Annotated in this window: 16 protein-coding genes; 2 read left to right on the top strand and 14 right to left on the bottom strand. The window is 42.7% G+C overall.

Annotation, left to right across the window (positions count from 1 at the left end; all coding sequences use genetic code 11):
* Positions 1-101: 101 nt before the first annotated feature.
* Positions 102-269, bottom strand: a complete 168-nt coding sequence (locus D2U88_RS04135) for a GIY-YIG nuclease family protein (RefSeq protein WP_417935268.1) — start codon at positions 267-269, stop codon at positions 102-104.
* A 171-nt stretch (positions 270-440) separates the two neighbouring features.
* The gene (dprA, locus tag D2U88_RS04130; protein ID WP_119639042.1) at positions 441-1,547 is read right to left on the bottom strand and encodes a DNA-processing protein DprA; all 1,107 of its coding nucleotides are present in this window, start codon (positions 1,545-1,547) and stop codon (positions 441-443) included.
* Between the two features lie 105 nt (positions 1,548-1,652).
* Between dprA and D2U88_RS04125 the strand changes: the two genes are divergently transcribed.
* On the top strand, positions 1,653-2,597 hold the full coding sequence (locus D2U88_RS04125) for an HU domain-containing protein (protein ID WP_119639041.1): 945 nt from the start codon (positions 1,653-1,655) through the stop codon (positions 2,595-2,597).
* 57 nt (positions 2,598-2,654) lie between these two features.
* Positions 2,655-3,167, top strand: a complete 513-nt coding sequence (locus D2U88_RS04120) for an acyl-CoA thioesterase (protein WP_119639040.1) — start codon at positions 2,655-2,657, stop codon at positions 3,165-3,167.
* 3 nt (positions 3,168-3,170) lie between these two features.
* Here the strand turns inward: D2U88_RS04120 and D2U88_RS04115 are convergent, their stop codons facing one another.
* The 12 genes from D2U88_RS04115 to D2U88_RS04060 form a co-directional block, all read right to left on the bottom strand.
* Positions 3,171-4,007 (bottom strand): aldo/keto reductase, encoded by an 837-nt coding sequence (locus D2U88_RS04115; RefSeq protein ID WP_119639039.1) that lies wholly within the window; start codon positions 4,005-4,007, stop codon positions 3,171-3,173.
* 3 nt (positions 4,008-4,010) lie between these two features.
* On the bottom strand, positions 4,011-5,237 hold the full coding sequence (locus D2U88_RS04110) for a murein hydrolase activator EnvC family protein (RefSeq protein WP_119639038.1): 1,227 nt from the start codon (positions 5,235-5,237) through the stop codon (positions 4,011-4,013).
* A gap of 1 nt (position 5,238) precedes the next feature.
* Positions 5,239-5,988 carry a lipoprotein insertase outer membrane protein LolB1 gene (lolB1, locus tag D2U88_RS04105; RefSeq protein ID WP_235855719.1) on the bottom strand — a complete coding sequence of 250 codons (750 nt, stop codon included), beginning with the start codon at positions 5,986-5,988 and terminating at the stop codon, positions 5,239-5,241.
* A gap of 32 nt (positions 5,989-6,020) precedes the next feature.
* On the bottom strand, positions 6,021-6,941 hold the full coding sequence (locus D2U88_RS04100; protein WP_119639037.1) for a tetratricopeptide repeat protein: 921 nt from the start codon (positions 6,939-6,941) through the stop codon (positions 6,021-6,023).
* 39 nt (positions 6,942-6,980) lie between these two features.
* On the bottom strand, positions 6,981-7,997 hold the full coding sequence (locus D2U88_RS04095) for a sugar phosphate nucleotidyltransferase (protein WP_119639036.1): 1,017 nt from the start codon (positions 7,995-7,997) through the stop codon (positions 6,981-6,983).
* Positions 7,998-8,059: 62 nt separating this feature from the next.
* Positions 8,060-8,371, bottom strand: coding sequence for a GIY-YIG nuclease family protein (locus D2U88_RS04090; RefSeq protein ID WP_182859096.1), 312 nt, complete (start codon positions 8,369-8,371; stop codon positions 8,060-8,062).
* A gap of 87 nt (positions 8,372-8,458) precedes the next feature.
* On the bottom strand, positions 8,459-8,893 hold the full coding sequence (dut, locus tag D2U88_RS04085; RefSeq protein ID WP_119639035.1) for a dUTP diphosphatase: 435 nt from the start codon (positions 8,891-8,893) through the stop codon (positions 8,459-8,461).
* Positions 8,883-10,352: a lipopolysaccharide biosynthesis protein gene (locus D2U88_RS04080; protein WP_119639034.1), complete on the bottom strand. Its 1,470-nt coding sequence runs from the start codon at positions 10,350-10,352 to the stop codon at positions 8,883-8,885. The genes dut and D2U88_RS04080 overlap by 11 nt, the downstream gene beginning before the upstream one ends.
* 139 nt (positions 10,353-10,491) lie before the next feature.
* Positions 10,492-11,049, bottom strand: a complete 558-nt coding sequence (locus D2U88_RS04075; RefSeq protein WP_119639033.1) for a hypothetical protein — start codon at positions 11,047-11,049, stop codon at positions 10,492-10,494.
* Positions 11,050-11,059: 10 nt separating this feature from the next.
* The gene (locus D2U88_RS04070; RefSeq protein ID WP_119639032.1) at positions 11,060-11,353 is read right to left on the bottom strand and encodes a hypothetical protein; all 294 of its coding nucleotides are present in this window, start codon (positions 11,351-11,353) and stop codon (positions 11,060-11,062) included.
* A 21-nt stretch (positions 11,354-11,374) separates the two neighbouring features.
* Positions 11,375-11,929 (bottom strand): hypothetical protein, encoded by a 555-nt coding sequence (locus D2U88_RS04065; protein ID WP_147378522.1) that lies wholly within the window; start codon positions 11,927-11,929, stop codon positions 11,375-11,377.
* A 12-nt stretch (positions 11,930-11,941) separates the two neighbouring features.
* Positions 11,942-13,750: a hypothetical protein gene (locus tag D2U88_RS04060; protein ID WP_119639030.1), complete on the bottom strand. Its 1,809-nt coding sequence runs from the start codon at positions 13,748-13,750 to the stop codon at positions 11,942-11,944.
* Positions 13,751-13,804: the final 54 nt, after the last annotated feature.

Here is a 13,804-nt window from a genome sequence, read left to right as displayed (position 1 = left end):
TCCTTCCCAATTGTCATTCTGAGTCGGAACGCAGTGGACATCAAGAATCTCACACAACGGCCAAAAAGAAATGCTTCACTTCGTTCAGCATGACATCAAGGTCAAAAAAGAAAATTGTCCTCCAAAAATTCAAAATCTGGATTAGTGGTTTTTATCAAACGAATGTTCTCATCATGTTCCACCAACCTTCGTTTTAAATTATTGGTCACTCCTGTATAAAGTACTGTCTTGTATTGATTGGTTAAAATGTAGACATAGTATTTACCCATCATTAAAGTTTTAATGCTTATTTGAGATGCTTCGCTTCGCTCAGCATGACATTCAACTATCAAATCACCCCTTACTGTCATTCTGAGTCGGAACGCAGTGAAGACGAAGAATCTCACACAAAGGCCAAAAAGAAATGCTTCACTTCGTTCAGCATGACATTTTACTTAGCTTTAAATCGCCTCGAACAGTTTACCCGGCAATGGACGGATCACACCCTTCATTTCCATGTTCAATAATGTGGACGAAGTTTTAAAAATGGGCAGTTGGCACTCCAAAGCCACGGTATCCAGCAACTGTTTCCCGTTCAACTGTAAATACGAGTAGATAGACTGTTCTGTTGGATCCAACTCGACGAACAGCTGTTTTTGCACCGGATTTTTCTCGTTTTTTGGATCCAAATCCCATCCCAAAAGATAAATCAGCTCCGCTGCGGACGTCAACATATGGGCTTTTTGCTGTTTGATGAGGTCGTTACAACCCTTACTCCATTTGTCGGATACCCTTCCTGGTACCGCGAACACCTCCCGATTGTACCCGTTGGCCAAATCCGCGGTGACGAGGCTGCCTCCCTTTTCAGCCGACTCCACCACAATGGTAGCTTCGCTCATTCCGGCAATGATCCGGTTCCGTTTCAAAAAGTTTTCCCGATCGGGTTGACTCGTACTCCAGAACTCCGTCAAAAAACCTCCATGTTCCTCAATAGATTGTTTGTACTTTTTATGGGCCTTCGGATAGATTTGGTTCAATCCGTGGGCTAGACAGGCAATGGTCTGTAGACCTTTGTCCATGGCGGCCTTCTGTATGGCCATGTCCACCCCATAAGCCAAGCCACTCACAATTACGGGATTCAAAGGCGCAATTTCCTCGATAAAGGTTTCACAGAACGATGTTCCATAATTGGTCACGTTCCTTGTTCCCACCACACTAATGATTTTCCGGTGTTTCAAATCGATATTTCCCCTTTGGAACAACAAAATGGGGCCATCCACACAATGCTTCAATTGGTTGGGGTATCCTTCATCCATAAAATAAAGAGGGGTAATACCTTCCTTGGATAAAAATTGGTGTTCCCTTTCAGCTTCATCAAGATATCCGGGCTCGAACAAATCCTTTAGGGTCTGTCTGCCAATACCATCAATTTTAAGCAAGTGGTGCAATTTGTCCTCAAAAACCGCTTTTGGACTTCCACAATGGGCAATTAATTTCTTTGCGGTAATATCGCCAATATTGGGAATGGATTGCAGCCTCAGGGCCGCAATAATTTCAGGTTCAGTCATTTGATTTGGGAGTCAAAGTTGTCCACAAAATACAGATTTTCAAATGTTAATAAAAAGTTATTCGGCTTATTTTGTACTCTTTCATTTTTTACAATATTTGTGGCTATGCGGATTGATTCTTACATAGAAAAATTGTTGTTCGAGTATAATTGTGTCGTAGTGCCCGGTTTCGGGGCTTTCTTGGCACATGGTAAATCCGCGGAAATTGACAAGGCCACCAACGCCTTGATCCCCCCTTCCAAGACCATATCCTTTAATGCCCAGCTTTCCAAGAATGATGGACTTTTAGTGTCGCATATCGCCAAGGAAAAAAAGTTGGGATATGAGGAAATGTTGCAAGAAGTGGAAGATGTTTCCAAAGATTGGAACAAGAGATTGAGCTATGGGGAGAGCATTGAACTATACGGTATTGGTAAACTTTTCCACAACAGGGACCAAAAAATCCAGTTTCAACCAGAGAACAAGATCAATTTTCTTACCTCATCTTTTGGACTTTCTTCCTTTGCCGCGACGCCCATCCAGCGTGAAGTGCTAAAAGAAGAGGTACAGGAACTGGAAGAAAAAATTCCTTTCATCATCACTCCAGAAGTAAGGGAAACCACTTCGTTCAGGCCTTGGTTGAAATATGCCGCGGTTATTTTGTTAGCCGTTTCATTAGGGGTAACCGGTTATCGTACTTACGGAGATCTACAGCAAAAGCAGGTTGCCGCGCAACAGGATGCCCAACAAGAAGTTTCCCGCTTAATCCAAGAAGCCACTTTCTTTGAAAGTGCACCATTGGAACTGCCAGCCGTAAACATTGAGGTGACCAAACGGCATTTGGGCAAGCACCATGTGATCGCCGGCGCCTTTCGTGAAGAACAGAACGCCGAGAAAAAGGTGGCCCAGCTCAAGGAAAATGGGTTCAATGCCTTTTATTTGGGTGTGAACCGTTATGGTCTCCACCAAGTGGCCTATGACAGCTTTGACGACCCCAAGGAAGCCCTTGCCTTTCTGAAAAAGGTAAAGGCCACAGATTCAAGGGACGCCTGGTTGCTTTCCGAGAAATAATCCCCGTTTTTTTAAAACCATTCCCCACTTCAATATCTTTGCGCAAAATGTATAGGTATGCGCGCTAAAACTCCAAGTGAATCACGAACCATCATGACCGATTTGGTCCTTCCCAGTGAAACCAATCCACTCAACAATCTTTTTGGAGGGGAACTATTGGCCCGTATGGATCGAGCGGCCAGTATTTCGGCCCGTAGGCATAGCCGAAGGATTACGGTGACCGCTTCGGTAAACCATGTGGCCTTCAACCGTGCCGTTCCCTTGGGTAGCGTGGTCACCGTGGAAGCTGCGGTTTCCCGTGCCTTCAAAACTTCCATGGAAATCTTTATCGATGTGTGGATCGAGGATCGCTTTACAGGAGAGCGCACTAAGGCCAACGAGGCCATTTATACTTTTGTAGCGGTGGATGATACCGGAAAACCGACCGAAGTTCCACCTTTGGAGCCCAAAACCGATTTAGAGAAGGAACGTTTTGCCGCAGCACTCCGAAGAAAGCAATTGAGCTTGGTGCTGGCCGGCAAATTAAAGCCTTCAGATGCCACGGAACTGAAGGCCCTGTTCTTGTCCTAATATTTAAAAATTGAAATTGTCGGGGTCTGGCCCAAATCGTTTGCCCCTGTCCAGGCTGTCCAGCAGTTTTACATCCTCGTCGCTGATCTCAAAATCGAACAAATCTGCATTGGCAATAATGCGTTCCTTTTTGGACGATTTGGGAATGGTGACCACGCCTTTTTGGAGGTCCCATCGCAATACAATCTGTGCAATGGTCTTGTTGTATTTGGCGGCCAAATCCTTCATGATGTCCAAATCAAAAATATTACCCTGCATCAATGGGGACCAAGCTTCGTATTGAATATGGTTCGCATTGCAAAAATCCAACAGCTTTTGTTGCACCAAATAAGGATGGAACTCCATTTGGTTCACCATGGGAACAATTTCTACGGAAGTCAACAAATCTTCCAAATGGTGCTGCAAAAAATTACTGACCCCAATGGATCTTACCCGTTTCTCTTTGTAAAGTCTTTCCATTGCTTTCCAGGTTTCCTTCGATAGATCGCCTTTGGGCCAATGGATCAGATAAAGATCCAAATAGTCGGTTCCCAACCGTTCCAAACTAGCCTCGAAGGCTCTTAGGGTGGAATCGTATCCTTGGTCCGTGTTCCAGACCTTACTGACCAGAAAAACGTCTTTTCGGTCTACACTGCCTTCCTTGATACCGGTTCCCACTCCTTCTTCATTGTTGTATATAGCAGCGGTATCAATATGGCGATAGCCATGGTCCAAGGCCTCCTTAACAGCATGAATCACTTCGTTTCCATCTTTGGATAGATATACGCCTAACCCAAAATAGGGCATCTGGACCCCGTTGTGCAGTTCAAAGGTCCCCTGTAAATCTGTAATTTTTTTCATAAGCTATAGTTGATAGATCCAATCCTCAGGATTCAGGCGATTGGAATCTTTATAAAGATAAAACTTCAATTTGGTAGTGCCATCAAACCGATTGGTATCTATTTCACCCAAGATATCCTTTGCAGTAACCTTGTCCCCTTTTTTTACATACAACGTGGATAGGTTATAATAGGTACTGATGTAGTTTCCGTGCTTTACCTGAACCCCTTTGTTTCCTCCGGGAACAGAAAGGATGGCAATGACCTCTCCCTCAAAAATGGCCCTGGCCTTGCTGCCTTTGTCAGTGGTGATGGTAACCCCGTTGTTCTGATGTTTGATGCCCGGATACAGTTTGTCAGCATATACCCCATAACCTTGGCTTTTGATACCCTTTTCCACAGGCCAAATGAGCCTTCCCTTGTTGGCGGAAAAGTTATCGGCGACCAATTTGGACTCCGGCGTTAAAGCAAAAGTGGCACTGCTTGTAGACTTGCCCGAACTTTTATTGGAACTGACAATCGCACTCTTGATCAATCGTTCTATCTCACGATCAATTTTGCGGGCCTCCTTTTGCTTTTCGGAGATAGCAGCAGTGTATTTAGCCTCATTCTGCTTGATGCTTGTTAAAAGACTACGTTGAGATTCAATTTCTTTGGAAAGTTCGTTCTTCGCCTTGGTGTTTTCTGCCAACAGTTGCTCTTTTTCCTTGCGTTGACGTACCAAATCCTGGTTCAATTGGGTCAATTCCTCCGTCTTTTTGATGATATTCTCACCCTGTTTCTTCCGGTGCTTGGCATATTGTTGCATGTACTGAAAGCGTTTGAATGCCTGAAAGAAGTTTTCGGCGGAAAGAAGGAACATCAATCTATTGCTCTGCGATTTGTTCTGATAGGTCTTTTGGATCAGGTTGGCATAATCTTCTTTAAGCAGCTTGAGATCCTCTCTTAATTTACTGATGTTCCTGATGTTGACATTGATCTGCCGATTGAGCAAATTGGATTGCTGGTTGGTGACCCGAATAAGCTCTTGACGCACGTTGATCTTATTGTCCAAAGCCTCCATTTGATCCAAAACGGTCCCCTTTTCCTTCCTTTCGGCAAAGAGCAAACGGTTGATTTCCTTGATTTCTTCCTGAAGACGTTCCCGTTTGGCCTCCAAAGATTTCTGTTCACTGGTTTGGCCAAAGGAATTTTGCGATATGAAAATCGTAAGTATAAGAAAATAAAAACAATATGAAATTCTACCTTTCATATTACTTTAATGTAATTTTATCAAATCCCTTAGGCACTTTGTAGGGAAAACTTATGGGTTTGTTCAATTCCAGGTTACGAAAACTAAGGTCGATTTTGGTCAACTCCCCAGCTTCCTCAGCTGTAATCAGGATTTCATCGGGTAACACGTTCCCCGAAATATCCTGATAGGTATATTTTGCGCTCAACTGTCTTGCTTTTTCGGGCTGTGAAATTTCTTGGGTCGCAATCTTGAAGTTTTTCGGTTCCAATTGGAACAGGATCTTAAAAAGCTCCTGGGCATTTTTTGGTTTTAGTTGGTAGTTGCCTTCATAAATCTCGGAGTTGTACTTTTCCTTTCTCAAATCCATCACGGCATTGCCCAACAAAAGGTTCTGTACTTTTTCAAAATCGAGGTCCGTACCCAACAAATGACTTAAATAGCTAAAATCGCCATCAAAGTATTCGTTTTCCAATTTGTTGTAAAAAGAAACCTTTTCCGGTGTGATGTGGACCTTGACCACTCCAAGAGGAGCACTCATCCAAATTACCTTGTCCTTTTCCATCCGAAGGCTAACGTTAACGCCCTGTGACTCGTCTCCGTTGGTATAATCAATCTTCACCCTCCCACTCAACGTTTTAAAACGGGGTTGGTTGGTATAATGGTTGTTGATGATATTTTTTGCGGACAACCTGGCATCTGCTTCGCCTCCAGTAACAGATTTGGTGCTTTTACAAGCTCCTAGGGTAAGCACGAGAAGTAGTATTCCCATGGTTCTAATATATTTGACTCTTCGCTTCATCATCATGATCCAGAATTTATCTTGTTCAAATATTCGTTCGCTTTTTGGGTGTTACCAATTTGGGTATACGCTTTTGAAAGTTCCCTGTACATATTGTTCTGCAAAGGTCCGTCTTCCAAAAGATAATCGAGACCACTCTCCAAAACCTCAATGGCCTTATTGGCATTAGAAGTATTGTTAAGGGCAGTGCCATAAGCAAAATAAAAATAGGGCTGTAACGGATACGTGTCCAACGCCTCCTTAGATACCGTCAACGCATTTTTGTAATCCGAAGCCGCCAACAGTTTTTCCAACTGCGTCCGCAACTGGGCAACAGGGTCATCTGTATCCCTTTCCTCTTGTTGCACAACCGGAACAGCGGTTTTTTCCCTTTCCCCTTGGATGGAATCATTGATTTTTCGCCCCAATTCCAATGCCAAGGGCGAATTGTTCAATTCCTTCAAGATTTTTTGGGCATCGGCATATTGCTTTCTTTTGAAATAGCACAACGCCAGGTTTTCCCTCAACTTTTGGTTTTCATATGGAATCTGTGCCTTGATGGTTTCCAAAGGACTTCCTTGTTGTTCCAACACGGAAACCAAATTGTCCAAATACCAATAATCCGAAGGTTCGGCAAGAAGCGCTTCAATGGCATATTCCTGGGCCTGGACGAATTTCTTGTCCAGCAAATATGCTTTGGACAATTCGTAGTCCACCACATCGTCATTGGGATCCAGCTGTTTACATTTTAAGAACAGATCAATGGCGCGGTCGTAGTTTTGGATGCCTTTTTGCTTGAGTGCCTCAAAAAAGTTTTCTTGAAACTCATCGGTATATTCTTCAAGATATACCTCGGCACTTTCCTGTTCTTCTTGGGCATAGGAGGTATTCCATGTCATTGCTGACACTGCAACTCCCATCCAAAGAAAAAACATCTTTTTCATATCATTCAGGTCCCCATCTGTTCAAAAATCGTATCGAAGTTATTCCAAAACGGAATAATCCCCTATGCTAATGGACTCAAAATTACCATTAAAAACCACATAATTGCCAATCATGGCATTATCGAGGTTGGCATTGTATATTTTACTTTCGTTCTGGATGATGCTGTTCTTTACAGTGGAATTTTCCAAAACGGTATTGTCACCTACGGATACATAAGGCCCAACCGTAGTATTTTTAAGTACCACGTTTTTACCAATATAGCATGGCTCGATGATATTGGCATTTTCCAATGTTACGGAATCCGAGATCATATTTTCGCCTTCTCTTTCCAAAAAGCCCAACATCCTCTGATTGGTTTCCACGGTCACATTTTTGTTGCCGCAATCCATCCATTCGTCCACCTTACCTGGAACAAATTTCATGCCCTTTTCCATCATCCTTTTGATACCATCATTGATCTGGTATTCCCCTCCATTGGTAATATCATTATCGAGGACATGTTGTAGTTCATTTCTAAGCACGCTCACGTCCTTGAAGTAATAGATTCCGATTACGGCGAGGTCGGAAATAAACTCCTTTGGCTTTTCCACCAATTCCACAATTTCGGAATCCCCGTTCAGTTTTACTACGCCATACGCTTCGGGTCTATCGACCTGTTTCACCCAAATAACACTATCGGCGGACTTATCCAGATCAAAGTCGGCCCTGATCAAGGTGTCGGCATACGCAATCACGGCAGGTCCACTTAAGGATTCTTTGGCGCTCATGATGGCGTGACCGGTACCCAAAGGTTGGTCCTGCCGGTAAATGGAACCTTTGGCACCCAGTTCAGCGGCCAGTTCCATTAAACTTTCCACCACATCATCACCAAAAAAGGCTGGCTCTCCCAAAATAAAGGCAACCTCCGTAATGGGCTCTCCCAACACTTTGGCAATATCGCTCACCAAACGATGCACAATCGGTTTTCCTGCCACAGGAATCAATGGTTTAGGAATGGTTAAGGTATGCGGTCTCAATCGGGATCCTCTTCCCGCCATGGGTACGATTATTTTCATATGTCACACACCTGCAAAGGCAGGTGTCTCTTTTAACAGTTAAACTTTGTTTATAAAAAGGCCTATCTTAATTTATTAAAATTCAATTTCCAGTTAAGACTGATATCAACCCATTTAGGATTAGAATCTTCAATTAAATTGATTTTCCAATCTCTTTTCCATTTTTTCATTTGTTTTTCTCGCTCTACAGCTTCCAAACCATCTTCAAACTCTTCAAAATAAACCAATTTATCACAATTGTATTTTGCTGTAAAAGACTGTGGATAGACTTTTAGCTTATGTTCCTTAACTCTTTCATCTAGATTATCAGTAACGCCGATGTAAAGTACTCCATTTGGCTTATTGGTCATTATATAGACATTCCAAATCTTCATAATTCAAATAGAACCTAATTATCCCTCCTCCTAAGGTTTCGTTTGGTTTCTTTCCCTAAGAGATTCCTGCCTTCGCAGGAATTTATTTCACTTAGTGCCGGTACTCCCAAACCCTCCTTCGCCCCTTGCAGTATCAGAAAGGGCGTCCACTTCTACCCAAATGGCACGTTCATGCTTGGCGATGACGAGTTGGGCAATGCGTTCCCCGTTTTCAACCACAAAGTCCTCAGAAGATATATTGGCCAATATTACACCCACTTCTCCCCGATAATCGGCATCGATGGTACCAGGAGCATTCAACACCGTGATGCCTTTTTTGGCTGCCAATCCACTACGCGGTCTTACTTGGGCTTCATACCCTATGGGCAACTCCATAAAAATACCGGTAGGTACAATGGCTCTTTCCAGAGGTTTCAAAACAATTGGTTCTTCCAGATTGGCCCTTAGGTCCATTCCTGCGGAAGCCAAAGTTTCATAATGGGGCAATGTGTGCCCAGATCTATTGATGACTTTAATTTCCACGCTTTAAAAAAATGCTTTTTAATTTATCCCCCTCCATCTTATACACTAACCCCAAAAATAGCAAAAGTAGTATGCTGCCTGCTATTAAATTTCTATTAAAAACATAGAAGGACAGAATAGAAAACACAATGGAAACCGTAAGATAGAACAGAATTTTGCGCATGTTGTACGGTATGGGGTAGTACTTTCTCCCAAAGTAATAGGACAAAAGCATCATGCTGCCATAGGCGGCCAAAGTCGCCCAGGCTGAAGCCATATAGCCAAATTTGGAAATAAAACCGATGTTGATGATCAAAGTGATCAGTGCGCCAATGGATGAAATATAGGCACCAAACTTGGTTTGGTCCGTTACCTTGTACCAAACGGATAGGTTGTGATAGATTCCCAAGCAGAAACTGCCCAAAAGAATCAAGGGAACCACATCCAGCGCCTCCCAATACACAGGATTGTTCAAGAGCAATTTGCCCAATACATCCACAAAAGCAATGACCCCCAACAGAATGATGCTTCCCAAAATCACAAAATAATTGGTAATCTGGGCATAGGTTTTTTGTGGTTTTTCGGTTTTGGCGTGACTAAAGAAAAAAGGCTCCACTCCCATTCGGAATGCGGTACCAAAAAGGGTCATGAACAGCGCCAATTTATAACAGGCCCCATATTTGCCCACTTCCGCTTCGGCAATATCCGAAGGTAACAATTGAGTCAACAAAATCTTGTCCAGCACCTCGTTTATGGTGAAAGCAACACCGGCGACCATTACCGGCCCGGCATATTTCATCATCTGTTTCCAAAGGATGGAATCGAACTTGTACGATGCCTTAAAATACATCGGAAGCAAGATCAACAGCGTAATGCCACTGGCAATAACGTTGGAGATCAGTACATAATGGATTTCCCAATTGGGTTTATAAATCGAGGCAAAGAATCCTGCTCCCGCTTGTTCAGCCATTTCAGGAAGCATCAAAAGGAAAAATACATTGAATCCCAAGTTGATGGCCACATTCAATGTTTTTAAAATGGCATACCGCATGGGTTTTTCGTTTGCCCTTAGCAAAGCAAAGGGAACGATGACCAAGGCATCCAAAACCAAAATATAGGTAGTGAATTTGAGGTAATCCGGGTTGATATCGGTGACTGACGACAACCATTGTTTTACGGCAAGGGCAAAAATCAAAAAACCCAAGGATGAAGCTAAAAGGGATATCAACGAAGTGGAAACAACCTTGTCCCTATCCTCTCTTTTGTGATAAAAGCGAAAAAAAGCGGTTTCCATCCCATAGGCCAGGAACACATTGAAAATAGCAATCCATGCATAAATGTTGGTATACTGTCCGTAACCCGATGCATTCTCGAACACAGCGGTGTATAGCGGCAGCAAGAAGAAAGAAATGACCCGTGGCATCACTGTGGCCAGGCCATAGATAAAAGTCTGCTTAAAGAGCCTCTTTAACGGATTCAATCGGTGCGTGTTCTTTTAATCCTTGTTTAGGTGGCTACAAGTTACGTAAAAGCCTTTATCCACCATGGCAGAAAAATAAAAAGGCCACCCGAAGGAAGCCTTATTTGTTTTATACGTATTATTAGGATTAATCTTCATCTCAAGAAAACATATACTCGATTTCACCACAGAGCTGCCAATTACCATCAACCTTTTTAGCCAAAATCAAAAATCCGTTCCCTCCAATAATCCTGATGATCATTGCCTTGGTCCTATCCTTATTTATATAGGCTTTTGATAGTTCAACCCTTGGTGGTCTGGGCAAATCTGATGATTCAACCAAATCAGGACGGTCCGAGGCATAGATTAGATTCGGATTCTTTATTTGTTTCCTGTCCCATTTGGTTTTAATGGTATCCGATTTTATCTTTTTGGAAATGAACTTAATATCATCATAATCCAAAATCCATTCAATATCCCTACTTGCCATAGATGTGATCTTCCCTGTTTCCAGAAATTCATCATACCAATCAATGTAGGCATTGAAATCAGGTGTTGTATAATTTACAAGGTAGTTTTCATCATATAGTATAAATTGTTTTACATGTACTTCCTTAAGCACAAGGTTCACAATTTTATACTCTTCGGCTAAATCGTTTATTTTTTGGACTTTACAACCCCAAAGCACAACTACAATCAACAATACTGAATACTTCATATCCTAATATTTAATTACAGGCCTGCTGCCCTTTTGGTACCGCAATGCCAAAGCCCATTTGGTTGTATCGTTCTGCATTCAAAATATTCAAAATTTGTGAGCGTGTGTTTGCGTTTGGTACATATTCAATGAATTTTGGATGAACCAAATCGCCTTTTTCAGTTAATCCGCCCCAAGCCAAGGCCTCGTAGACAAAATCATCGATCACATATCCTTTACTTTCACCATATGCCTTAATGGCATTTTTTATCCAATTCCTGAATACGTCCACCCTAGCGTTATCTGGTTCTTCTTGATTGAGCATTGGCAACTCAAAACTTTCATTTTATGAAACTCTATAATCAATTTTTCCACAAGGAAGCCATTCGCCCTCTACTTTTTTTAACAATAATAAATAGCCATAACCATTATATGGTGGCAAAACCTCATCTAGAAATATCACAGCCTTAGTTTTATCCATATTCAAAAAAGGCTTTGAAACACTTATCTGAACTGTCCTTTTTTCGGATTCATAGATTGCTTGGCGGACTTTTATCTTGTTTCTATCCCATTTTATTTTGAAAGTATCTCGATTCATTTCATGCAGTATGAAATCTATATCGCCTTGATTCAAAATCCACTCGGTTCCTTTTTTGACCATTGGTGCGGGCCTTTTATTACCCGTTTCCATAAATTTTTTATATGTGTTAATGTAGGCTTTAAAGCAAAAGGCTAAATCATCGTTATTACTTTCTTCGATGAACTTGAATTTATAGGTGGCAGCATAATCTTTTAATGCAGCATTCACAATCTTATATTCTTCTGATATTTCTTGAATATTGCATTGCAGGTTGCAGCATATTAGAACAGTCATTGTTTGAAGTAAAATTAAACCTCTCATTGTTTATATATTTTAATTGCACGCTTGTTGACCTTGTGGCATGGCATTACCAAACCCTATTTGATTGTGCGTTTCGGCATGCAAAATGTTAAGTATTTTGGAACGAACCTCTGGGTTAGGAACATATTCAACAAACTTTGGATGAATATTATTTATATTATTTGGACCTTCTTTTTCTGTTAGACCAGACCAAGCCAAGGCTTCATATACAAAATCGTCTAAAGCATACCCTTTACTTTCTCCGTAAGCCTTAAGGGCATTACTTATTTTACTCCTCAGAATGTCAGCCATAACGTCATGCCCTATATTGTTAGGGGTTGCTTGTTGGGAAATGTATTGATTATAATACACTTCATATTCTTCATAAACACTGTTTGGGTCATCGTTAAAATGAAAGCCCAACCAAGCATGTATGGCCTCATGAATAAATGTGGCAGCTAACATAAGGTCGGTGGCATCTTTCATTCTGTCATTGTTGATTTTTGTCTCAGCAATTGTTAGAAAGAAAGTTGTTTTTGCATTCTCTTTTCCAGAACCCAAATAGGCTGTTTTAACTCTCCAACCATAGTCTCTTGAACCCTGGGTTTCCCCGGAAAAATCATTAAGAATTTCGGATATTCTACTTTCAGGAGTGTTTTTAAGGTCTTGCAAGATTGCTTTTTGACAGTCCAGCAGTTCCGCATCATAAATGATCTCTTCCTCAAAATCCACTTCTCCGTTATCCATCCATGCGCTTATGCTCTCCTTCCCAAATGCTTTTGCCTTTGCGGAGTTGGACTGATCTTGCAGGTACTGCTTCAGGTCCTCGACTTCACCGGAGTCCCTGTGCTGGAAATACCATACGAACTGTTGGGGCGTTAGGGAGAGGTCGTGTCCCAGGGAAAGGTGGTTCTTGGCCTTGAACATGGCCAGGTTGGTGACCCCGTTGTCGATCAGGTATCCGTCCACGATGTTCTTGATGTTGGAGTCGGAATTGTAATATCCCCTTTCTGCTTGGGACAGCTTTCCACTGGCAAATTCCTTGAGCTGAAATTCGTAGAGGGAGACATTTGTGGGCGCGGTGATGATATAGGGGTCCTCGAACCCGGCCCCGCCACCGTTGCCGCCCTCCCCATTTCCCAGATCAGGTTCCCCGGGAATGCCGCTACCGGATCCCCCAATCAAACAGACCATGGATTCCTTGTAGAAGAGCCGGTCGTCGCCCGTGAGCTGTGCCTCCAAAATGCACATCTCCCCTGCGGGGTGATCGGTCCCCCCAAAGTGGCACCATAATTCCACCACGTCATAGCAAGTGTCGTTCTTTTCAACAATGCCAACATCCAGTCTTTCCAGGTCCAAGGAGAACAGTTCCCTTCTCCCCTCAAAGGAAAAGGAGCCGTGTTCGGCAAGGGCACGGATACCATCCTTTAGGTGGTACCTGACCAGAAAAGCCTGCAGGTTGCCCGATGGATTCCGCTGTAGCACCAGGTTCTCGAAGAAACTGCCATCGTTGCGGTCCCTTTTTATCGGAAAAGTATAGGATGTCACATCATCGTGCGTAATGACCTTTACCATGGAAGTGTCCACGGTAAAACCATAAAGATCGGAACCCATGTTTTTGGAAGTCGTTGTCCCGCCCATTGATGACAAGCGGGAAATCGCCGTACGAACAGGTTCGTCATTCAGATCCTGCAGTGACATCTGTTCCAGTGAGATATCTAATGGAATGGAGTCCTGTTCTTTTGGGTCGTCCTCTTGGGGCGGTGTCTCCCCAGGGCTACATGCGTTCAACAGAAGAAGGAACATCAGCAGCCCGATGGGGTACAAGCATAGTCTTTTCATGCCTTGTCAGGTTAAGTTATCAAACAGTAAGGTAGTTGTGGGGTACAACATACA

It is taken from the genome of Flagellimonas aequoris, from assembly GCF_003584165.1.
Classification (GTDB): Bacteria; Bacteroidota; Bacteroidia; order Flavobacteriales; family Flavobacteriaceae; genus Flagellimonas; species Flagellimonas aequoris.
Note: the sequence above shows the minus strand (reverse complement) of the source record. Positions and strands in the feature narration are given on the sequence as shown.

What these genes read in the sequence shown, in the direction of transcription:
- D2U88_RS04135 (WP_417935268.1), bottom strand. Translation starts at nt 269, where the DNA reads ATGGGTAAATACTATGTCTACATTTTAACCAATCAATACAAGACAGTA.
- dprA (WP_119639042.1), bottom strand. Translation starts at nt 1,547, where the DNA reads ATGACTGAACCTGAAATTATTGCGGCCCTGAGGCTGCAATCCATTCCC.
- D2U88_RS04125 (WP_119639041.1), top strand. Translation starts at nt 1,653, where the DNA reads ATGCGGATTGATTCTTACATAGAAAAATTGTTGTTCGAGTATAATTGT.
- D2U88_RS04120 (WP_119639040.1), top strand. Translation starts at nt 2,655, where the DNA reads ATGCGCGCTAAAACTCCAAGTGAATCACGAACCATCATGACCGATTTG.
- D2U88_RS04115 (WP_119639039.1), bottom strand. Translation starts at nt 4,007, where the DNA reads ATGAAAAAAATTACAGATTTACAGGGGACCTTTGAACTGCACAACGGG.
- D2U88_RS04110 (WP_119639038.1), bottom strand. Translation starts at nt 5,237, where the DNA reads ATGAAAGGTAGAATTTCATATTGTTTTTATTTTCTTATACTTACGATT.
- lolB1 (WP_235855719.1), bottom strand. Translation starts at nt 5,988, where the DNA reads ATGGGAATACTACTTCTCGTGCTTACCCTAGGAGCTTGTAAAAGCACC.
- D2U88_RS04100 (WP_119639037.1), bottom strand. Translation starts at nt 6,941, where the DNA reads ATGAAAAAGATGTTTTTTCTTTGGATGGGAGTTGCAGTGTCAGCAATG.
- D2U88_RS04095 (WP_119639036.1), bottom strand. Translation starts at nt 7,997, where the DNA reads ATGAAAATAATCGTACCCATGGCGGGAAGAGGATCCCGATTGAGACCG.
- D2U88_RS04090 (WP_182859096.1), bottom strand. Translation starts at nt 8,371, where the DNA reads ATGAAGATTTGGAATGTCTATATAATGACCAATAAGCCAAATGGAGTA.
- D2U88_RS04075 (WP_119639033.1), bottom strand. Translation starts at nt 11,049, where the DNA reads ATGAAGTATTCAGTATTGTTGATTGTAGTTGTGCTTTGGGGTTGTAAA.
- D2U88_RS04070 (WP_119639032.1), bottom strand. Translation starts at nt 11,353, where the DNA reads ATGCTCAATCAAGAAGAACCAGATAACGCTAGGGTGGACGTATTCAGG.
- D2U88_RS04065 (WP_147378522.1), bottom strand. Translation starts at nt 11,929, where the DNA reads ATGAGAGGTTTAATTTTACTTCAAACAATGACTGTTCTAATATGCTGC.
- D2U88_RS04060 (WP_119639030.1), bottom strand. Translation starts at nt 13,750, where the DNA reads ATGAAAAGACTATGCTTGTACCCCATCGGGCTGCTGATGTTCCTTCTT.